19 protein-coding genes are annotated in these 21,649 nt (G+C 45.5%); all 19 read right to left on the bottom strand.

Annotated elements, in window-relative coordinates; all coding sequences use genetic code 11:
* Nucleotides 1–511: 511 nt before the first annotated feature.
* The gene (locus ACB040_RS12760; RefSeq protein ID WP_005344269.1) at nt 512–922 is read right to left on the bottom strand and encodes an H-NS family nucleoid-associated regulatory protein; all 411 of its coding nucleotides are present in this window, start codon (nt 920–922) and stop codon (nt 512–514) included.
* 607 nt (nt 923–1,529) lie between these two features.
* Nucleotides 1,530–3,245 carry a Wzy polymerase domain-containing protein gene (locus ACB040_RS12765; protein WP_371155029.1) on the bottom strand — a complete coding sequence of 572 codons (1,716 nt, stop codon included), beginning with the start codon at nt 3,243–3,245 and terminating at the stop codon, nt 1,530–1,532.
* Between the two features lie 118 nt (nt 3,246–3,363).
* Complete coding sequence (locus ACB040_RS12770; protein ID WP_259583725.1) at nt 3,364–4,458, bottom strand: LPS O-antigen chain length determinant protein WzzB; 1,095 nt, start codon at nt 4,456–4,458, stop codon at nt 3,364–3,366.
* A gap of 49 nt (nt 4,459–4,507) precedes the next feature.
* Entirely contained in the window at nt 4,508–5,047 is a 540-nt protein-coding gene (rfbC, locus tag ACB040_RS12775) for a dTDP-4-dehydrorhamnose 3,5-epimerase (protein ID WP_259583726.1), read from the bottom strand.
* A gap of 80 nt (nt 5,048–5,127) precedes the next feature.
* Nucleotides 5,128–6,027 carry a glucose-1-phosphate thymidylyltransferase RfbA gene (rfbA, locus tag ACB040_RS12780; protein WP_371155031.1) on the bottom strand — a complete coding sequence of 300 codons (900 nt, stop codon included), beginning with the start codon at nt 6,025–6,027 and terminating at the stop codon, nt 5,128–5,130.
* A 113-nt stretch (nt 6,028–6,140) separates the two neighbouring features.
* The gene (gene rfbD, locus ACB040_RS12785) at nt 6,141–7,028 is read right to left on the bottom strand and encodes a dTDP-4-dehydrorhamnose reductase (protein ID WP_259583728.1); all 888 of its coding nucleotides are present in this window, start codon (nt 7,026–7,028) and stop codon (nt 6,141–6,143) included.
* A complete protein-coding gene (gene rfbB / locus ACB040_RS12790) occupies nt 7,028–8,134 on the bottom strand; it encodes a dTDP-glucose 4,6-dehydratase (protein WP_259588932.1) in 1,107 nt (368 codons plus the stop codon). The genes rfbD and rfbB overlap by 1 nt, the downstream gene beginning before the upstream one ends.
* A 200-nt stretch (nt 8,135–8,334) precedes the next feature.
* Nucleotides 8,335–10,296 (bottom strand): nucleoside-diphosphate sugar epimerase/dehydratase, encoded by a 1,962-nt coding sequence (locus tag ACB040_RS12795; RefSeq protein WP_338774343.1) that lies wholly within the window; start codon nt 10,294–10,296, stop codon nt 8,335–8,337.
* 60 nt (nt 10,297–10,356) lie between these two features.
* Complete coding sequence (locus ACB040_RS12800) at nt 10,357–11,532, bottom strand: DegT/DnrJ/EryC1/StrS aminotransferase family protein (protein ID WP_338774342.1); 1,176 nt, start codon at nt 11,530–11,532, stop codon at nt 10,357–10,359.
* A 40-nt stretch (nt 11,533–11,572) separates the two neighbouring features.
* A complete protein-coding gene (locus ACB040_RS12805; protein ID WP_338774341.1) occupies nt 11,573–12,190 on the bottom strand; it encodes an acetyltransferase in 618 nt (205 codons plus the stop codon).
* On the bottom strand, nt 12,183–12,797 hold the full coding sequence (locus tag ACB040_RS12810; RefSeq protein ID WP_335820663.1) for a sugar transferase: 615 nt from the start codon (nt 12,795–12,797) through the stop codon (nt 12,183–12,185). Before ACB040_RS12810 ends, ACB040_RS12805 begins: the two co-directional genes overlap by 8 nt.
* A gap of 407 nt (nt 12,798–13,204) precedes the next feature.
* Nucleotides 13,205–14,431 carry a glycosyltransferase family 4 protein gene (locus tag ACB040_RS12815; RefSeq protein ID WP_371155035.1) on the bottom strand — a complete coding sequence of 409 codons (1,227 nt, stop codon included), beginning with the start codon at nt 14,429–14,431 and terminating at the stop codon, nt 13,205–13,207.
* On the bottom strand, nt 14,428–15,498 hold the full coding sequence (gene wecB / locus ACB040_RS12820; protein WP_371155037.1) for a non-hydrolyzing UDP-N-acetylglucosamine 2-epimerase: 1,071 nt from the start codon (nt 15,496–15,498) through the stop codon (nt 14,428–14,430). Before wecB ends, ACB040_RS12815 begins: the two co-directional genes overlap by 4 nt.
* 9 nt (nt 15,499–15,507) lie before the next feature.
* On the bottom strand, nt 15,508–16,623 hold the full coding sequence (locus tag ACB040_RS12825) for a glycosyltransferase family 4 protein (RefSeq protein ID WP_371155039.1): 1,116 nt from the start codon (nt 16,621–16,623) through the stop codon (nt 15,508–15,510).
* Entirely contained in the window at nt 16,604–17,749 is a 1,146-nt protein-coding gene (locus ACB040_RS12830) for an N-acetyl sugar amidotransferase (protein WP_371155041.1), read from the bottom strand. Before ACB040_RS12830 ends, ACB040_RS12825 begins: the two co-directional genes overlap by 20 nt.
* Nucleotides 17,750–17,755: 6 nt before the next feature.
* Nucleotides 17,756–18,520, bottom strand: coding sequence for an AglZ/HisF2 family acetamidino modification protein (locus tag ACB040_RS12835; RefSeq protein WP_371155043.1), 765 nt, complete (start codon nt 18,518–18,520; stop codon nt 17,756–17,758).
* A complete protein-coding gene (hisH, locus tag ACB040_RS12840; RefSeq protein WP_371155045.1) occupies nt 18,520–19,143 on the bottom strand; it encodes an imidazole glycerol phosphate synthase subunit HisH in 624 nt (207 codons plus the stop codon). The genes ACB040_RS12835 and hisH overlap by 1 nt, the downstream gene beginning before the upstream one ends.
* Nucleotides 19,136–20,404 carry a hypothetical protein gene (locus tag ACB040_RS12845; protein WP_371155047.1) on the bottom strand — a complete coding sequence of 423 codons (1,269 nt, stop codon included), beginning with the start codon at nt 20,402–20,404 and terminating at the stop codon, nt 19,136–19,138. The genes hisH and ACB040_RS12845 overlap by 8 nt, the downstream gene beginning before the upstream one ends.
* Nucleotides 20,401–21,618 (bottom strand): lipopolysaccharide biosynthesis protein, encoded by a 1,218-nt coding sequence (locus ACB040_RS12850; RefSeq protein WP_371155049.1) that lies wholly within the window; start codon nt 21,616–21,618, stop codon nt 20,401–20,403. Before ACB040_RS12850 ends, ACB040_RS12845 begins: the two co-directional genes overlap by 4 nt.
* Nucleotides 21,619–21,649: the final 31 nt, after the last annotated feature.

Consider the following 21,649-nt stretch of genomic DNA (forward strand, 5'->3'; position numbering starts at 1 on the left):
GCCTGTAGAGTGGGGAATATCATCGCCATAGACCATACAGAATTTCCTCTCCCACACTGCAGCCGAACTTCATTACCCATTATCAGGGGCAGTCATGGCAGCGCAGCCAATTACATGCATCGGCGACCCTGAATATCCCGGCCATACTTTGCGACTCTCTCTATCCCTCACGCACCCTGATCGGAGATAACGGTTACCGGATATTCCATCAGCAGAGAGCTCGGCTCTTGCCAAGCGGCGCCCCGTGAATCATGAGAGACATATCCGAAGCGCATATCTGCACGACGCATACAAAAAGCGATATCACGCAGTTAATCCTGCACGACAAAATTAATCGCAAACAATGAGTGATATTGAGCAAAGTAACAGTGCTGTGAAACGACGGTAAAAAGGATACAAGCGAGGATGTTGATAACAGTTGGATGGAGAGGCGGATTGGATAACCACGAGTGAAAAGGCAAAAAATAATGCCGCCCAAGGGCGGCATTATTCAATCTCTGAACCTGACGAATTAGATCAGGAAATCGTTCAGGTCTTTACCCAGTGCTACTTGAGCAGCAATGGCTTTCGGCATACGGCCTTGACCGGTCCAGGTTTTTTCCTGGCCATCTTCTTCGTACTTGTATTTAGCCGGACGCGGAGCACGCTTGCTCTTGGCAGCGCCAGTCGCAGCAGCCGGAGCAGCGGCAGTCGCCAGTAGCTCGCGAGGATCAATACCAGCCTGCTGCAGCATTTCGGTGAATTCATTCAGCTTGCGCTGACGCTCTTCCTGTTCAGCACGCTCCTGTTCAACAGAATCGGCGCGCTCTTGGTAAACCAAGTCAAACTTCTCTTTAGCTTCCAGCAGTTGCTCAAACGGCAGCTCACGAATAGCCGCACGCAGACTGCGAATGTTCAGCAGAACTTTCAGAAACTCGTTCATTATTTCCTCACAAAAAAGTCGGTTACAGGGATAACTGTTTCAGAATAGCATGGACAATTCTCGAGAACATACAGTTTTTCTATATTAACGTTCTTTTTTTCTTAAATTTCACCATAATGATCGAATGCTTGCCACTATCAATAACAAACTGGCTGGAATGCAGATCTTCTGGGTAGAGAGGTGATTGCCATCTTGTGTTCAAGAAACATCGGTATTTCAAGACTCATTAATTTCCTGTTCAGCATCCAACAAAACTAACTCGGTAACCTGACTTATAAGCCTGAGCGAACATTTCTACCATACGTTCAACATCATGTGACAAGACTATGCCTATCTGTTTAGCAATGCACACGTCTAGAACCTGTCCCGTCCCCCGATGATAAGGGGATATCCCAACTGACTATCAACCCATTCGGCACCACCAATAAAATTTCATATTAATCAATTGCTTGAGAACAGCGAATGACATTTCAAATATGCTTTTCATAGCCCGTTTGACAGACGTGTGCGTCTGAAAACAGACTGTTCGGATACTGGCAGTCCAGAAGGTAAACAATAAAAAAGCCAGCCGTTTTTAAGGGCTGGCTTTCTATGTAGCCAAATAGCACTATTTATTTTTGGTTATATTCTTGCCTGATTGATCAACACCGGTAATCACTGCCTGTGAAGCAGACCCAGTTAAAAGGGGCTCGGTTGGATAGAGCTTAAGTGCTTCTGCCCGCATCGCATTGGCTTCCTCTGTACGACCCAATGCATTAAGCGCGATCACCATATTGGCGTATATGTTGGCACGCGGTGTATGGCGTACGAATGCCTGCCCCCACTCCAGATAAGCTTCCAGTTCGGTCTTGTTATTTGTCTGCAAGCCCACCATCAGACGAACTGAGTTCACATCAAACTCGACTCGGGTCAACCAAGCCATGGGATTGACGATATCAAGTAGCAAGGTCGGCTCTTTATACCCACCCCGTTCATATTTGGTGACTACCCATGCGGTATGAATTGCTGTGAGCATAAAGGGAACGACCAGCAGCGGGATAGCGATCGCCATAAATCGCAGTAACAGCCATGGGCGGCACTCCATATCCCACCATGATGAGAAACCCTGACTCGCCAGGTTGGTCTCCTCAATCTCGGTATCGATGATATAGATCAGCGTCAGCAACAGCCACCATAACACGATCGCATGGTAGAGAGGGTATTCCGTCTGGGTATGAAGCAATATCGGGGTAACCAAGGCAAGCAGCCCCATAGCATGTACCCTGCGCACACTCGCCAGACGCCATAATAATGCACCTCCCATGATCACCATACCGACCATGGAGGCAATACCGCCCTCAACCGCCCAATAGAGAAACTCGTTGTGGGGGTGGTCAAGATTGTACTCAATCTGCACCATGGACGGATTCAGTGCTTTATCAGCCATGTAGTGATGAAGAAAAACAGATTCAAAACTGCCGTATCCCCATCCACTCCAGGGAGCCTGTGCAATCAATTTTGCCGCGTAAGGCCAGTAAATAGAGCGCATACCACCGGACTGATAGATCTCTAATCCGCGTTTTGCTCCAGCCAGCCAATATTGTGACAACAGGCCAATCGCTACAGCCAAAATAACCAGACCCAATATCCGCCATAGCAACCGCTGTCGATAAAGCTGAGGCATCAGTAAAATCAGAGCTAGCAGACCGCCTAACTGCCCTACTCTAGATTGCAAAACAACGAGCAGCAGTGCTGCAGATAGAATGACGCCATAACGCAACGCCATCAGCAACCGACCACCCTCTCGGCGTAATTCCAGCCAGATAGCAAGGGCAAGGCCAGTTGCCATAAACGTCGCCATCACGTTTGGCTGTTGAAAGATCCCGTATGGGCGATTGGCTTTGGTGTCATAACCAATCCAGTTACCTGGCGTTAAGAGGTAGAATTGCACCAGACCCAGTAATGCCTCCATCGCGATCGCAATCAGGATGAGATAGAGCAAGCGATCACGCAGCAACTTATCAAAGCGCCATTGATAGAGTCCAAACAAAAACAGCAGACCAGCAAAAAGCCCTAGCAATCGGGGAATGGCATAATCCTTGAGTGCAAAACCTAGATAGAACATCGGCAACAGTAGCAAGAGTGCCCCTATCCATAAGCCCGCTTGTAATGGGGAAAAGAACAGACGCTGGCGTAACGTTACTTGCCACAATCCCAATCCAATAGCCAGCGAGGCAAACACCCATCCCCATGCGTTAAAGGGCAGATACAGCCCTGCACCTCCTGGGTTATGCATAAAGAAGTGCATGCCCAACAACCAATAGAGCATGCTTAAAGTCATCATGATTCTCGTTAACGTCACAGCCCTGCTCCTTAGGCCAACCCAACATTGAAAGGGCACCGAAGAGATAGATAAAAAGAAAGGGAGCCTATTGCCCCCTCCACTCAATCAACCACTAGCATTACGCCACTTCTGGCCGACGAAAAGCATGGCGTATTAGCACGATAGCAACACCCAGCATGCCACCAAGCAGAGTGGCCAATACAGCAATTAATGGACGCTTGGGTTTATCACGAGTAAACGGTTCTTCTGGTGAATCGATCATGTTAAACGATGTAAACTCAGCATCTTGAAGATTCAAGGCTTTTAAACTACTTAACTGTAGACGAATCCTTCCTAAGTCCGGGTTAAGCAGTTCAGGATCTTTAATCTCATTCAATATGTTCAGTTTTTCAGCTAAGCCTTTCGTACCTAACTGAATGTTAAAAATCTCATGGCTATCAAATTTCTCAAGAGGCGCATCCACACCAGCAGCCTTAGTAATACGCAGACTATATCCAACCCGCTGAAGCTCCTCCTGTCTTTTCAGCAGAGTATCAGCTTTGACACTATCATATTGTGCAGTCAGAGCTTTTATTCTGTTTTGCCATATAGATTGCAATTCTACATTTTTGCGTTTAAGTTGCTGCTGCTGGACAAAGTCCATGTACTTCACCAATCGCTGCAGAGCAAGTTCAGGCGTTTCAGCAGAAAAACTTAATGTCATATCTTGGCTTGTTTTATCCTGAGCCTTAGCAGATATGGACTCAGCTAACTTACTCATTAGTGCACGTTCACTACGCTTATCTGAGATCCCCCCTCTCTCCATCTCTGTTGCGTAAATGCCCTCTTGCATTAAAAATTCTCGCTTATTATTCATGCTATTAAAAGCCGAAATAAAGCTCTGGTAAATGGCTCGCTGCTCAAGCGATGAAAAAGCAGACCCCGATGGAGGAACATCATTACTGTTACTGGACATGATTGCTTGTATTTTGTCCACAGCCAACTGCAGTGCAGCAACTTGGGAAACTGAGGGCTCCGAAATAAGAGCCTGACTGGTCCATACCTGACGTGCGGTCATGGCGTAACCAATACCTGCGACGGCAAACAACAAGGTCACCGATAGTATCAAAAATTTGTGGCGCCACAGCTCCAACACCAGCTCTCGTAGATCTATCTCATCTGATACAGGTGCTTGGACCCACTGGTTAGGAATAACCTGCGTTTTTTCGCTCATCTCTTCTCTCTTAATTATCAATGTTAAAAATATTACAACAGGGACACAATTAAGGGGCACCAACAAAACAGGGGGCCTGGTGATCTTTGTCAGATAGCGATAAGGGCCACTGCTCAGATAATGGCCACTTTATCGCCAAATTAGGGCAATCCCAACGAATAGCAGCTTCATCACCAGGATGATAATAATCGCTGCATCTGTAAAAAACATCAGCGCAGTCACTTAGCACATAAAAACCGTGCGCACACCCGGGTGGGATCCATACAAGCTCACCAAGTTCTGCATTTAATCGACAACCCAACCATTGTCCATACGTGGGCGACGCTGGCCGAATATCTACTGCCACATCAAAAATAGTCCCGCTGATAACCTGTACCAATTTACCCTGTGGTCGATTGCGTTGGTAATGCAAACCACGCAATGTTCCCCCAACTGAACGACTAAGATTGTCTTGCACCAGTGGGTAATGGCCACAGTACTGTTCAAACTCATCTTGACGAAAACACTCACGAAATTGACCGCGATGATCCGAAAAAGTAGTAGGCGTAAGGATCATCACTCCTGCCAGCGATGTTGTACGATATTGCATTGATAAATCCATGCGAAAAAAGAACCAAGTGATCACTTACTGATTTTTGATTGCTAGGGTAGTAGCTTGAGAGCTTCCACTTATGCCCCCCCCCCCCCATCAGGCTGCGTGACCAGTAGTCGAAGCAGGTATTGACCATATTCATTTTTTGCCAGCGGGATAGCAAGTGCGCGCAACTGATCGGTATCGATAAATCCCTTGCGTAAGGCGATCTCCTCTGGACACGCGACCTTTAATCCCTGACGCTTTTCGATAGTTTGAATAAAGTTACTCGCTTCAATCAGGGCTTCGTGAGTGCCGGTGTCAAGCCAAGCATAGCCGCGCCCCATTATGGCGACCGTCAATTGCCCTGTTGCAAGGTAGTGATTGCTGAGATCTGTTATTTCCAGCTCCCCACGTAGGGACGGCTTCAGGCTCTTGGCGATCTCCACCACACTGTTGTCATAGAAATAGAGGCCGGTGACCGCATAGTTGCTCTTTGGCTCCAGTGGCTTCTCCTCCAGAGAGATAGCGGTACCCTCTTTATCAAATTCCACCACCCCATAACGCTCGGGGTCATGCACATGGTAGGCAAAGACGGTAGCGCCACTCTCTTTGGCCGCTGCGGCCTCCAGTTGCCTCTGCAAGTCGTGACCGTAGAAGATGTTGTCCCCCAGCACCAATGCACAGGGGTCTGACCCGATGAACTCTTCACCCAGAATAAAGGCTTGTGCCAACCCGTCCGGACTTGGCTGTACCTTGTATTGCAAGTTCAGACCCCACTGGCTGCCATCACCGAGCAATTGCTCAAAGCGGGGAGTATCTTGCGGCGTGCTGATGATCAAAATATCGCGAATCCCCGCCAGCATCAGGGTGCTGAGCGGGTAGTAGATCATAGGCTTGTCATAGATGGGCAGCAGCTGCTTGCTCACCGCCATGGTGACTGGATAGAGACGGGTGCCCGAGCCACCGGCCAGAATAATGCCTTTACGTTTGGTCATGATGCTTGTTTCTTATTTTTAAATTGCAAAAGAAAAGGGTGGCTTGTGGCCACACCTTTTACGTTTTATCCCTGCCAGCCAGGGAGGCAGTCACTACATCCCAGGCCAGTAATTTACTTGCCGAGGATCTCGGTCAACATCCGCTCCACACCGACGGTCCACTCCGGCAGCACCAGATCGAAGGTGCGCTGGAATTTGCCGGTATCAAGGCGGGAGTTATGGGGGCGTTTGGCCGGAGTCGGGAAGGCGCTGGTCGGCACTGCATTGAGTTGCGTGACAGCCAGTTCAACCCCGGCTTCTCTGGCTTTGGCAAACACCAATTGGGCGTAGTCAAACCAGGTGGTGGTACCGGAGGCAATCAGATGGTACAGCCCTGCGACCTCGGGTTTGCGCTGCGCCACGCGGAGAGCATGGGCAGTGCAATCGGCCAGCAACTCGGCACCGGTCGGAGCGCCGAACTGGTCATTGATCACTGACATCTCGCTACGCTCTTTGCCAAAGCGCAACATGGTCTTGGCAAAGTTGGCGCCACGGGCGGCGTAAACCCAGCTGGTGCGGAAGATCAGGTGACGGGAACAAAGCGCGGCCCCTTGCTCACCCGCCAGCTTGGTTTCGCCATAGACGTTGAGCGGGGCGGTTGCATCGGTTTCCACCCAGGGGCGCTCACCGCTGCCATCGAACACATAGTCGGTGGAGTAATGCACCAGCCAGGCACCCAATGCTTCCGCTTCTTTGGCTATCGCTGCCACGCTGGTCGCGTTGAGCAGCTCGGCAAACTCCCGCTCGCTTTCGGCCTTGTCGACTGCGGTATGGGCTGCGGCGTTGACAATTACGTCCGGCTTGATCAGACGTACCGTTTCGGCAACCCCTGCCGGATTGCTGAAATCACCGCAATAGTCGGTGGAGTCAAAATCAACGGCAGTGATACGCCCGAGCGGCGCCAGTGCGCGTTGCAGCTCCCAGCCTACCTGGCCGTTTTTGCCAAACAGCAGAATATGCATCAGGCAAGCTCCCCATCGTTCTTTTCAATCGCATAATAGTGCTGCTCAATCCAGGATTGATATGCGCCGCTCTTGACGTTATTCACCCACTGCTGGTTATCCAGATACCACTGCACGGTTTTGCGAATACCGGATTCAAAGGTCTCTTGCGGTTGCCAATCCAGCTCGGCACTCATCTTGGTCGCATCAATGGCATAGCGGCGATCGTGGCCGGGGCGATCCGCCACATAGGTGATTTGCTCACGATAAGAGCCCACCTTCGGCACCATCACGTCCAGCAGATCGCAGATGGTGTGTACCACCTCCAGATTCTGCTTCTCGTTATGACCGCCGATGTTATAGGTTTCCCCGACCACGCCCTTGGTCACCACCTTGTAGAGCGCGCGTGCGTGATCTTCCACATAGAGCCAGTCACGGATCTGGTCACCCGTGCCGTACACCGGCAGTGGCTTGCCATCCAGCGCATTGAGGATCACCAACGGGATCAGCTTCTCGGGGAAGTGATAAGGACCGTAGTTGTTGGAGCAGTTGGTGACGATGGTCGGCAGGCCGTAAGTACGGCGCCAGGCGCGCACCAGATGGTCACTTGAAGCCTTGGAGGCAGAATAGGGGCTGCTGGGGGCATAAGGGGTAGTTTCGGTGAAAAGCGGCAGTGCCACACTGGGGGCCACTTCATCCGGATGGGGCAGATCCCCATACACCTCGTCGGTGGAGATATGGTGGAAGCGGAAGGCAGCCTTGCGCACCTCGTCCAGACCGTTCCAATAGGCACGTGCCGCTTCCAGCAACATATAGGTGCCGACGATATTGGTCTCGATAAAGTCGGCGGGGCCTGTGATGGAGCGATCAACATGACTCTCGGCGGCCAGATGCATCACGGCATCCGGCTGGTGCAGGGCAAACACCCGCTCCAGCTCAGCGCGATTGCAAATATCCACCTGCTCAAACGCATAACGCTCGCTTGTCGATACATCGGCCAAGGATTCCAGATTACCAGCATAGGTGAGCTTATCGAGATTGATAACGGCATCCTGGGTATCACGGATGATATGGCGCACCACGGCAGAGCCGATAAAACCTGCGCCACCGGTAACGAGAATTTTCAACATATCCAGGCGGGAATCTCAGCCATGGGAGGCCAACTGACAGGGCATGTAATTAGGAGCCCCCTGATATATCATCGTCCATAACAGGAGCAGAACATGCCCACGGCCATTAACCATCATTGATAATCGACATGTCGCTTTTCTGTTCATCTGTCTGCTCCGCCATTCATTCGAACACTTGCATGCTATAAGGCCGCTGCTTAATGCATCGGCTGATGACTCTCTGAATTAAAAAAATCAATGTCCTCAACCACACTCAGGTTCGGTTCATGCGACAAAGTATTTTTTGCCTGCCACACCAGATCGCAGATCCCGTCGGTAGGATTAAAACCGGTTGGCATACTTAACAACAGGCTACGGATCTGCTCATAATCAAAGCGGAAACACGCGCTATCGAGCTCGGCCAAAAACGCCCGCAGTTGTGCCCATGGCAACATCGACTCTGAGGCTTTCATAATTCGGGGATGGGCAGTGCCCTCAACCTGATCACCAATTAGTAACTCTTCAAACAGCTTCTCACCGGGGCGTAATCCGGTGATCTTAACCTCGATATCACCTGTGGGGTATTTGTCGCTCTTGAGCTTCAGGCCACTCAAACGGATCATCCGGTGCGCCAAATCAATGATCTTGACCGGCTCTCCCATGTCCAACACAAACACATCACCTCCCTGCCCCATGGCACCAGCCTGGATCACCAGCTGTGACGCTTCAGGAATGGTCATGAAATAACGAATGATGTCTGGGTGGGTCAAAGTCAAAGGGCCACCATCGCGGATCTGCTTACGAAACAGTGGTACAACAGAACCTGACGAGCCCAGAACATTACCAAAACGCACCATACAAAAGCGGGTTTGCTGCTGCGCAGCGGCCAACGATTGCAGCACCAGTTCGGCCAATCGTTTGGTGGTACCCATGGTGTTAGTGGGACGCACCGCCTTATCAGTCGAAATCAGCACAAAGGTTTCAACCTTGGCCCTGATAGCTGCCTGTGCACAATAAAGTGTGCCAAACACATTATTGCGCACCCCCTCCACCACGTTGTATTCAACCAGGGGGACATGCTTGTAAGCAGCGGCATGGTAAATAGTCTGGATTTGGAAGGTACTCATAACAGCTTGCAAGCGATGTTGCCGCTGCACCGACCCCAGCAATGGCACTATCTCAACCTGCAACCCTTCTTGCTGACTTATTTCTTGCAGCTCTTTATCAATGGCATATAGTCCATATTCAGAAAGCTCAAACAACACTAGCCGCGCAGGTTTACAACGGATTATCTGACGACATAATTCAGAACCGATAGAACCGCCCGCTCCCGTCACCATTACCCGTTTGCTGGATATATTGGCATTGATTAGTTCAGGGATCGGGGCAACTGCATCACGCCCCAACAAATCCTCAATACTGACCTCTTTAAGCTCATCGATATGAGCATTCCCCTCAACCAAATCTGCCATACCAGGAATAGAGAGAACCTCACATGGGCACTGTTCCAGCCGATTGATAACCGCTTGCCTGACACTACGCGAAGCACTAGGCATGGCCAACAAGATCTTTTTAATATCAAAGCGCTCGATCAACGCCTCGATGGCGTCATTACTGTAAACGTTTACCCCTTGGATCATTGTTTTAACCAACGCAGGATCATCATCGACAAACGCCACCGGCAGATACTCTCGCCCTTGATTCAACGCCAGTTGCAGCTGCCGCCCGGAAGACCCTGCACCATAAATCAGCACCGCCACCCGTTGCTGACCACTACGTTGTACCAGCGCCCGGAAAAACAACCGCACACCACCGATCAGCAACACCGAAAAAGCAAAATAGATAACCGATACCGTACGAGGAAGTGGAACTTCCATAAAAAATGCTAGCATGACCAACGACATTGTGGAGAGTAGGACGCCAAGTGACACCGTCCACAACACTTTGAAACCGACATAGCGTAATACTGCTCGGTACAGTCCTAACCGTATAAAGACAACGATGGTGATCGGCAGCAGCAACACCAGCATTTGCCAGTGCTGTGCGCTCTGTAATGGAAGATTGGCATCCAGCCGTACCCAATAGCCGCCCCAAAAAGCCAACGTTAGCAATGTTAAGTCCACGAAGACACTAATAATCCGTTTATATAAACGTGGCATACCAATAAAAGTCGTCAACATAAATTCACCGAGCTATGTAAATGGCGATGTTAACACTTGACAACATCGCCAATAAAAAATTTAACGACTTGCTAATGCCAGCACAGCAGCCAGAGCTTGGCAACTACGCAACATTTCATCGGCGTTCAAGGTAGGATGCACCAACATCATCAAACTGGTTTCTCCCAATAATTTTGCATTTGGCAAGCGATGCAGAGGTCTCCATGGAGTATTATCAAAAGCTTTTTCCAAGTACACCTCTGAACAACTACCCTGATAACAGGGTACACCACGTGCGACTATTTCATCAATAATTCGATCGCGGCTCCAGCCTTCTGCCAAATAGCCATCATTGACGAAGAAATAGTGCTTATATTCTGCGTGAATGACATTAGTCGGTACATCAACCAACCTTAGCAACGGATAATTAGCCGCAACAGCATCTAACTGAGCAGCATTGGCGATACGTCTGGCTGTCCAATCCGCCATTCTTTTAAGTTGAATACGACCAAGCACAGCCTGCATTTCCATCATGCGCCAATTAGTGCCAAAACTATCGTGTACCCAGCGAAAACCCGGCGCATGTTGCTTATGATAAACCGAATCGTAACTTTTTCCGTGATCTTTATAAGACCACATCGTTTGCCACAGAGCCTTATCACTAGTCGTCACCATGCCACCCTCACCGCCAGTGGTCATGATTTTATCCTGACAGAAGCTCCAAGCACCAACATGGCCAATCGAGCCAACACTGCGGCCTTTGTACTTAGCTCCGTGGGCTTGAGCACAATCCTCAATCACATAAAAGCCATGCTCTGCAGCCAGCGCCATGATCGGATCCATATCCGCAGGCATACCCGCCAGATGCACGACAATCACGGCCTTGGTATTTGGAGTAAGCGCATTGGCAATCGACTCAGCAGTAATGTTTTGACTGTTAAGATCAACATCAGCAAAAACAGGATTGGCTCCGGCAGTCACAATTGCGGAAGCCGAGGCCAAAAAGGTCCGCGGGGTAACAATAACATCATCCCCAGCACCGACCCCCAATGCCTTAAGGGCAACATCTAAAGCTAAGGTGCCATTTGCAAGCGCAATCGCATAATCAGTATCCACCCACGCCGCAAATTCTCTTTCGAAGTCGCGACACTCCGTACCCGTCCAATAGTTAACTTTATTAGACAAAATCACCTGACTAACAGCATCAGCCTCTTCTTGGGTAAAAGAAGGCCAAGGGGAAAAAGCAGTATTCAGCACGATGTTTTCCTTACAACACAACTTGAGAAAAGATTTGATGTTAAATTGCCATGGCTGGTGTACCAATAACGGTCTGAAAATCAGGGACATCACGGATTACAGTCGCACCAGCACCTACCGTAACTTGATTACCGATACAGGTCATTTGCTTAATTTGTGAACCAATTCCAATCCAACTCTGCTCGCCAACACTGACCCCACCAGCTAAATTTGCACCAGGACTGATGTGAACACCAGCAGCCAACAGACAATCATGGTCAACACTCGCGTTGGTATTAATAATGCCACCAATACCGACTGACGCAAACGCATTGATAACTGCATTAGCCATCACAACAGTGCCATCACCAAGATGGGCGTAACGACTCACCGTCGCCTTGGGGTGCACCAATGGTTTGAGCTTTGCACCTGCTTGCTGTAACCACAGCAACTTTTTCAATCTAATCGCATTGTTGCCAATTGCCACAACAACTAAATCAAAATCCAATACCGATGTCACTAAATCAACAGAGCCCCCCCTAACTGGCCAATGTGCCATCTGGGTTAATGCAGGAAAGCGATCATCAAAAAAAGTTATGTGATTAAAACCATTGAGTTCAGCCATTTCAGCAATCACCTTGCCATGACCACTCGCCCCTAAAATGGCACATTTAATCATCACGAAAATCCTGCTTTGTCTGATTACCAGTAAAAGGCATCATGGTGGCGTGACCATCAGCCGAAATCCCCTCTTTAACAAACACTTTTTTGACCGTTAGTAGCAAGATTCTAATGTCTAACCAAAATGAGTGATTATCCACATACCACACATCCAGTTTGAATTTATCTTCCCAACTCAGGGTATTGCGGCCATTGATCTGTGCCCAACCAGTAACTCCGGGGCGCACCTCATGGCGACGAGCTTGTTCTTTGCTGTAAAGCGGCAAATATTGCATCAACAGTGGGCGGGGCCCAACTAGGCTCATTTCGCCTTTGAGTACGTTCCATAGCTCAGGGAGCTCATCAAGGCTTGAGTGTCGCAGTTTATCGCCAAATGGAGTCATACGCTCGGAATCCGGCAACGGGTTACCATTGGCATCCACAGCATCTTTCATAGTCCGAAACTTGACCATCTCAAAAGGCTGACCATTTAAACCTGGCCTGATTTGGCGAAAAAGCACTGGGGAGCCAAGATTTAAACGTATTTTCCAAGCAACGAGCACAGTGATTGGGGATAAAACAATGAGCGCCGCGAGTGAAATCAGGAAATCAAATACCCTTTTCATTATCTACCTATAAAATTCAGAACTATACGTAAAAATCATGAACATTCTCGTAAATAAAGGCTTCCCAACACCTTCAAAAGGCACTCTGGACATCACCCTTTTATGTTTAACAATCGCTGTCAATGTCGTTTCACTTCAAACTTGGTATTAAAGGTAATCCGGTATGACGTCAAAATGCATAAATGGGTGTAGGTTACTCATCGTTTAACCCTCATTTTGTCTATGGAGATATTAGAAAAATCTGAAAATGCTCATCGGTTAATTGTTTGTTGTGTGATAACGTTATCCAACAGAACAACAAATCTATGGAATTCACTCTTTAAACATAGGCATGTTGATGATTTTTCTCTGAAAGCATGTACCTTTAAAGTCAAGGATGTTCATGAGATTACCTTGTCAGAAGGCACTTAGTGAAACAACACTTTTATCAATTGATTAGCCAGTTGCCCATACTCATACTGATTAAGTGCAGCCTTACGGCCATTTTCACCCATAGCCAACCTTTCCTCTGCTGGCATCTGATAAAGATTTAAGACAGCATCAGCCAGTTTATCTGGGGCTTGGGCCGGGACTTGCAGCCCCGCCTTAGCTTCTTCGATTGGCTTATACTCACCAGACTCAATACCGTAAACAATCGGCTTACCTGAATAAAGGTAATCAAATAGTTTGTTAGGTGAGACACCAAATCTGAATAATGGGTCTTTTGTAAGTCCGATGTAACAAGCATCAAACTCGCTCAAAATAGACTGAATTTCAACTTTTGGAATGGGGTCAATAAATAATATATTACGCAATTGTTTCTTTGCAACCAAAGACTGGAGAGCTGCTTTCTCTTTTCCCGCACCCACTAACACGAAGGCAATCTCAGTATATTCCTGCAATCGCTCAGCTGCTTCAATTAGCGTTTGCAACGCGTTAGCCACGCCCAGCGTTCCTGTATAGCCAATGATAAATTTATTTTTTGGAAGCTGAGCGGCAACAGTATGATTGAGTGGGATTTTTTGATTCACTTCATCTAAAGAGAACCCATTAGGCACCCAACTGAATTTATCACGCGCCATACCACGGCCAGCCATATGTTCAACAGAATTTTTAAGATTAGATACAACCGCATCAGAGTCACGATAGGCTTTATCTTCCACCCACTGCATCAAACGAATAAAAGGATGCTTAGGTGAATAACCACCAATTTCAGTCAAGGTCAACGGCCAGATATCGCGCACCTCAAAAACCAAACGGGCTTTGAATTTTTTAGCCAGTCGTTGAGCGCCTAAAAAAGCAATAAGTGAGGGAGAAGAAGATAAAATAGCATCCGGCTTATCAGCAATTTTTCGTGCCAACTTTTGAATCTGCCAAGGGAATAAAAACCAATTAAAAGCACGTTGCTTGCTGTGTGCTTCTGTATAATCAGGCATATTAACCCACACAAAATAGAAACCCTCTTCCAGCGTTTCTATTTTAAATGGCTGATTTAAAACTGGCTTTTCACGTAACAGATGGTGTGAAGCAGAGGCAATCAAATATACCTTATACCCCTGCTTTGCTAGTTCACGCCCCAAGTAATAATGACGCCCCCCCATGCCCGTTTCTGGCGTAGACGCGTACTGGTGAACTATCCAAACTGTTTTACTCATATACTAGCCTTCAGGATAACATCCACAATCTGCTGCGCAGCTTTCCCGCCACCATACATATTATGTGTATCTTGGATTTTCCGTCCAAGATTACGAGTCGCGGTTTCAATAATCTTTGTAGTGTCAGCACCAACTAACTCATTGGCTCTCGCTTTTATCAGCTCTACCCATTCGGTTTGGTCACGCATCGTGACACAAGCCTTACCAAAGAAAAACGCTTCTTTCTGCACACCGCCGCTATCTGTCAGTACCAACTGGCAGTGATCTAGTAGCCAGACCATCTCAAAATAACCGACGGGATCAGTCAAATGAACGTTCAACTCAAGACCTTGTTCGGCGATCAGTTTACGTGTCCGTGGGTGTAAAGGGAGTACAACAGGTGCTAAAGTCTGATGAAGTTGATTCAGTGCATTCACAATATTCGCCAAGCGCTCGGGGCTATCTGTGTTTTCAGCACGATGTAACGTAGCCAAAATAAACTCATCTGGCAGCTCACCTGCTGGTGCAACCGCTTTTTTGGCAAATAAGAGCGCAGCATCCTGCATTACGTCGCCAACTTTCAATACCTGTACCTGCTTGTTTGCAAAGCCTTCGTTATTCAGATTTTGCACTGCCGTGTCCGTTGGGCAAAAGAGTAAGTCACTCACTTGATCGGTGAGGATACGATTAATCTCTTCCGGCATTTGCATATTAAAGCTGCGCAAGCCTGCTTCAATGTGCGCCACAGGTATATGCAGTTTTGCTGCCGCAAGCGCGCCAGCAAGTGTTGAGTTGGTATCTCCATACACCAAGACACGATCTGGCTTATGGGTTAACAAGGCCTGTTCAATTTCTTTCAGCATACGCCCGGTCATGTCACCGTGGCTACCACCGTGAATATCTAACTGAATATGCGGCTGTGGAATATTAAGTTGGTTGAAAAAAATATCCGACATATTGGTATCAAAATGCTGGCCAGTATGCAGCATAATCTCTTCAATACCATAGGTTTGCTGAATAGCGCGCGATACAACGCCAGCTTTAATAAACTGTGGGCGTGCGCCTATGATGGTAAGAATTCTTTGCATCTTTGTCACTTATATGGATTTATAGAAATTAAGTAGTTTTTGCTCTTCGATACCCCAGTTGTACTTTTCCTGCACCGCTTTCTGGCCATTACGTCCCATTTGTTCGGCCTCAATGGGATGAGTAACTAGGTAGTCAATCGCTTCTGCTATCGTTTGAGGAGCCAGTGGATCAACACACAGCCCACACTGGTTGCCTTCAATAATTTCTTTCCAGAGAGGAAAGTTCGAAGCAATAACCGGTAAGCCCGTTGCCATATACTCGAACATTTTGACAGGCAAAGAGTCGAGATAGTTAATCACCGGATGCAAAGTAACCAGACCGGCAACGGAGTCATTCAACACTCGTTTAACCCCTGTACGATCCAACCAACCAAGGTGATCAGTTTTGACCCACCCCGCTTCGGCTTTCACTGCCTGTTCAAAGCTGGCTTCCGAGAAGCTCCCCCCCATCGCAAAGCGGACATCAGATTCAACCAATGCCATCGCTTGAACCATCTCGTGAATACCACGAATTCGCCCTAAGCCGCCCACATAGCCGACCTGTGCTTTTTTCTGCGACCAATCTACCTCATCAGTTGAGAACTCATCTAATAGTGGATAGTTGTTGATATCCACAGAACGCACCCCCATTGCAATAAACTTATCACGAATATAAGGGGTCGCTGCAATAACGGCATCCAACTGACGACAGGCCCAATGCTCATAAATAGCAAAGGTTTTAGACAGCAACCACTTGGCAGGCTTATTTAGATAGGGTTTACCCAACAACTGCTTGGGTACATCTTCATGGGCATCAAAAATCACCACCTTGCCGTGCTTTTTGAGTTTCAAACCAATGGGGATTAATTCAGGATCATGCAGATGGTAGATATCTGCATCCAAGTCCAAAGCTTTTGTCAACACACGACCAGGTGCATTACGAATACGATCCAAACGACCTTTGGATGAACCCACATCATAGATAGACACATCGTTTTTGGTTTCATCTCCCTTACCGTCTGCTACGATCAGTGATACCGAGTATCCATTTTTAGCAAGGGTTGTACATTCCTTTAGGAAAATACGGGTGTCATAGCGAAGGTGGACAGAGGTTAGGTGGGCGATTTTACGAGTAGTTTTTGACATTACGACCTAAGACCTTGGATACAAAAGACTGAACTTTCTTCATAAATGCATAACGGGAATCCCAATTTGGGTATTCTGAGTAATCATGGCCTGGAGAAATAACATATTCATCAAGCTGTTCAACAGTAATGCCTAGCTTCTTAGCAATATAATGCTTATCTTCACGTAACTCATTTTCATCATAAAGCGGCTTAGATAATTCTTCCAATGCCTGCTCTCGCGACATTAAGCCAGATAACACCATACTTGATAAATGTAGTTTACGCTTATCCATATTAAATTTCGTCGGCAAATAATGATTCTGGAAGAACTTGGTGAAGCGTGACTCACCATGTTTACGACCATAGGGCTTGTAACCGACTTTCTCTTGTAATTCCGCTAGTGCTATTTCTTTTGTGTAGGGCATATAATTCAGTGGTCGCACTGATTTCATCTTTTTTATAAAAGGGTAATATAAGTAATACTGCAAAAAGCTGATTACCTTATAATCTTTTAATGGTAACTTTCCGAATTTCTTATGGATAGCCTTTAGATTAATTGCATCCATAGCTGCATGATGCCAACTTTGTGGGAACACACATTCGGTCGCTAAATTGCCACCACTAATAACATAATCAATTTTGTTATCGACTGCGAAGTGATAAAGCGATGCAAAAAAAGCATGATCTTGGACAACATCTTGATTCGCAACTCCCGCTTTAAGGTAAGCTAATTGCAAATCACGGACTTCGGGCCAGTTCATCACATGAGTATGCAGATCATAGCCGCAATATTTGACGATTTTCTCAATATTATATACTGCCAGCTCACTGTTCCAGCCTGCATCAACATGAACAACCAAAGGACGCATAGCATATTCTTTCATGACCAACGCAAGGTACGAACTGTCAAGTCCACCACTTAAACCAAGAATGCAGTCATACTCGAAGTTTTTACGCTCGTTTTTAATTTTACTGAATATCTGCTCAAGCTGCCGTTTTCCATCTTCGTTCGGAAACCAACGCTTACTGGTTACATTATCAAATTCATGGCAATGATTGCAGACACCCTGCTCGTCAAATGTAATTTGAGGATCTGTAGTATCCATCACACAACGAGTACACATTTTATAGGTATTGTTAGTCATAAAACCTCAATCTAAAAATAAATTTTCAAGCTCTTGATAAGCAGGATAAGTCAAAAGTACCGCTTTATGCTTCCCATGAAAAGTAAAGTAAGTACCCGCAGCAACAGCAGAGGCACCAGCCGTTTTAACGGCTTGTTTGATATGCTCTAAACCACCAACTCCACCTTGTACAATTACAGGTATTTCAACAGCTAAGGTGACTTTTTTGACTAAATCAAGATCTAAACCCTGCGCTGACCCTTCGCGATCAATAGACGTCAAAATAATCTCGCCTGCTCCATATTGCTGTGCTTTTTTTGCATACTCAATTGGACAAGCACCTGTTTTATAGGTGCCGTTTTGGATATAAACCTCATACCGACCAAACAAACTTTTTTTAACATCAATTGCAACAACAATACTTTGAGCACCAGCGATCTGACTGCATTTTTTAACCAACTCTGGATTAAAATGAAACTCACTATTGATAATGACTTTTTCGACGCCAAGGCGAAATAATGTCTCAACCTGATCAACACGCCGAATACCACCGCCATAAGCAATTGGCATAAAGGCTTCGGAGGCCATGTCACCAATTAGTTCATAGTCAGGCTCACTACAATTAACGCCAACGGAAATATCAACGAAAGCCAATTCATCGACCTCCTTTTCGTTGAAAATTCTTACCGCATTAATAGGGTCACCTACATACTTATGCTTTTTAAATTTTTCACCTTTAACCAAGCCACCATTCTGCAATAGCAAAACAGGGATAACACGTTTCTTTAGCATTATGTTAACTCTATAAACTGTTTGAAAAGCTGTTTGCCGAACTTATGACTTTTTTCAGGATGAAACTGAACACCGAAGATATTATTTTTGCGAATGGCACAAGTAAATTCATAACCATAATGACAGATGGCCAATTGATTCTCACTTGGTACATTTGCCGCATGATATGAATGAACAAAATAAAAGCGATCTTGGCGATCTGCTTCAAATGGTTGCAAAATCTCTGGTGATTCAGCGGGAAAAATTTCATTCCATCCCATATGAGGGACTACGTGGCGTTGTTCGATTGTGAGCTTAGAAAAGTCAAAGCGTTTGACCTCACCTTTAATCCAGCCCAAGCCTGGTAATTTCCCTTCTTCACTCTTTTCGAGAACAAGCTGCATACCAAGACAAATGCCCAAGAAAGGTATTTTCTCATGCAATACCTTTTGCTCTAACATGGTCTTGAAAGGCTCCAAATGTTTGACACCATGATCATAAGAACCAACACCCGGCAAAATGATAGCAGTTGCATCATTGAGGCAATTTGGCTGGTTAACAATCTCTGCATCTGTTCCGAGATAGCGAAGCATATTTTTGATGGAACCGCAGTTACCCATACCGTAATCTAGAATCTTAATCATAATATTGCTTATCTTTTATTAAAAGAGAAACTAGTAAAACCACAAAAAAACCAGACGAAAGAAAAACGGTACCCACATATTGTTCAAGCAAAAGAATGCCAAAGATAAAACCACAATATACCATTTCAGGGCTTTTTCTTGCTTTGAAACGCAAATCCATAATAACAAAAGTCATCGCAACAACCAAACATACAAAAAAATAAGAAAACAAACCATCGGATATAAAAGCATACACATATGTATTTGTATTAGCATTAAGACCTTCCCTACCCATAAAATCTTCGCCGATCAATAATGAAACAGGCTTTTCACTTGATAAACCAGAATGATATGACCATTCAGAAATATGAAAGACAGCGAAAAAATCCGAGTACGTAGAAATCAAAAAAGCTGGAACAGTAAAAGCGCGCCTGAAAAAATAGTCAGCTAAATATGAATAATCAAAAAAATACAACTCAAGAACAGAAACAATCAATAAGGTAACCAAAGCCATCAATATTATCAATACAGCCAAACGATAAGACTTAGATAACAAAACAACACCCAAAAAAAACGAAAAAGCGATGTATAAAATAGGTGCCTTAGTACCAATCAAGTAATAAAATGACAACCAACCAATGATTGGGGCTAAAAGTAGATATTTACTTCTTTTAACTCCAGCCCAAAAAGCAAGCAGAGGAAGAAAACCGTTCATAACTATAGAATTCGAATAGGCTAATAAACTCCCAACTGGGTATGATGACCGCCCCTCTATTCTTCGAATATATGCAGAATTGATATCTAGGCTAGATGACTGAGGTGCATTCATGAATGCCAAACCTACCAGTACAAATGTGACAGCCAAGATAACGAAATATGCAAAATCTCTATCAATGATTCTTGGAATATGGATAAATTTTAAGTTCAACCCACGTAAAATTCTTATAAGATAAACCGGAAATATGATCAATAAAAAAAATAAGAAAACACTCCAACTTAAATGATTCGTTCCTGACAAAGCAAGCAACGAGAATGGCAAAACAACAAAAATAATATGAAAGAAAATATAAACATCTGAAGGTGTTTTAAAACGACTAGAAAGAAACGGAAGAGTCAATAACAAAAAAACAAGCAACCATAAAAAATATTTAGCATCAAATATCAGCTCCCTATACCCAAGATATGCATTTGAAATTTGAATAAAATCCACATAAATAAACATCAAACCAACAAAAAAAATGAAAACAAGAAAAACAACACAAGCCCTATACACTGGAATCATTTACTTAGCCTATATGTTAAATACAAATAAATTAAATACATTAGTGAAGCAGCATAAGTATAAACCAACATAACAGAGCGGAAATCACCACTTATAGATAATGCCAAAAGAGTAACAACTAGCAAACTAACCTGCCAAACCAAATCCCAACTTTGCTTTTCTACTATATAAATCGTATAACTCAATGGACTTGCAACAAACCGAAGTGCAAATAGAGGTAAGAGCCAGATCGCGTACAAGCCTGCATCAGCCCATTCAGAACCAAATGCAAGTATAAAAAACCACTCTGCAAAGAGTAGAACACCAACTATAAGCCCAATTGAACCTAAACACAGGATCTTAAATGTTTTTATATAGATATTCTTACAACTTCTCGTTTCGTTCATCTCAACAACGGCATAACGTTTAAATACGTCAAGCACAGCCTTTCCTAAAATTCCAAGCGGAGCACTGAGAATTCTAAGTGTTAAGGCAAGAAGCCCGCCAATTTCGCTTCCGAATCTTGACGTAACAATGATTAAAGGGAGCTGTGCTGTTACTGTGCTAGTGAGATCAGCAGGCAAAGAAAAAATTGGAAATCGCCTTCTTCGCTGCCAAAATGAGATCATTGTATATCTAATGGATCTAATCGATTTTATTGGAATAGGATATAGACATAGAGCAAAGCAGAATGAAATAAATAGACCTAATGTATGCATTAACAACAGAGTAAGCTCGCCAGCAAAAAACATACCAGCAACGATTTGAAGCAAAGTTACTGAACTCGCAAAGATTAAACGCAGTATATTAAGCTGATTATAACGTCCATCTGCTGCAGCCCAACCTTGCAACACCATATTAAATGATAGCAAAACTCCGGCAGGTATAAAACTAATAAGTGCCAGATAAGAAAATTGTTGAAGCAAAGATGGAAATACTACGCAAGTGATCGCCAAAATAGCTGAGAATAGCACACCGACTAACAATGTTGTAATTAATGTAGCAACGACAGCGCTGGAACGTTCTTCACCATCCCCTTCTAAAGCCAATGCAGCTTCATAACGGAGTGTAAATATTACGCCAAGAATGAAAACAACTGCTAACCACAATGAATATGCACCGTAATCAGATGGCGTATAAATTCTAGCTATGAATAACGCGCCAATAATTGGTATTATCTGAGCAACAACCGCACCAGAAAATACAACACTAACATTTTTCCAATAACTACCCATATTTTCCTTAGATGCTCATACTCTATAAACT

The sequence above is a fragment of the Aeromonas sp. S11(2024) genome, from assembly GCF_041402345.1.
Taxonomy (GTDB): Bacteria; Pseudomonadota; Gammaproteobacteria; order Enterobacterales; family Aeromonadaceae; genus Aeromonas; species Aeromonas veronii.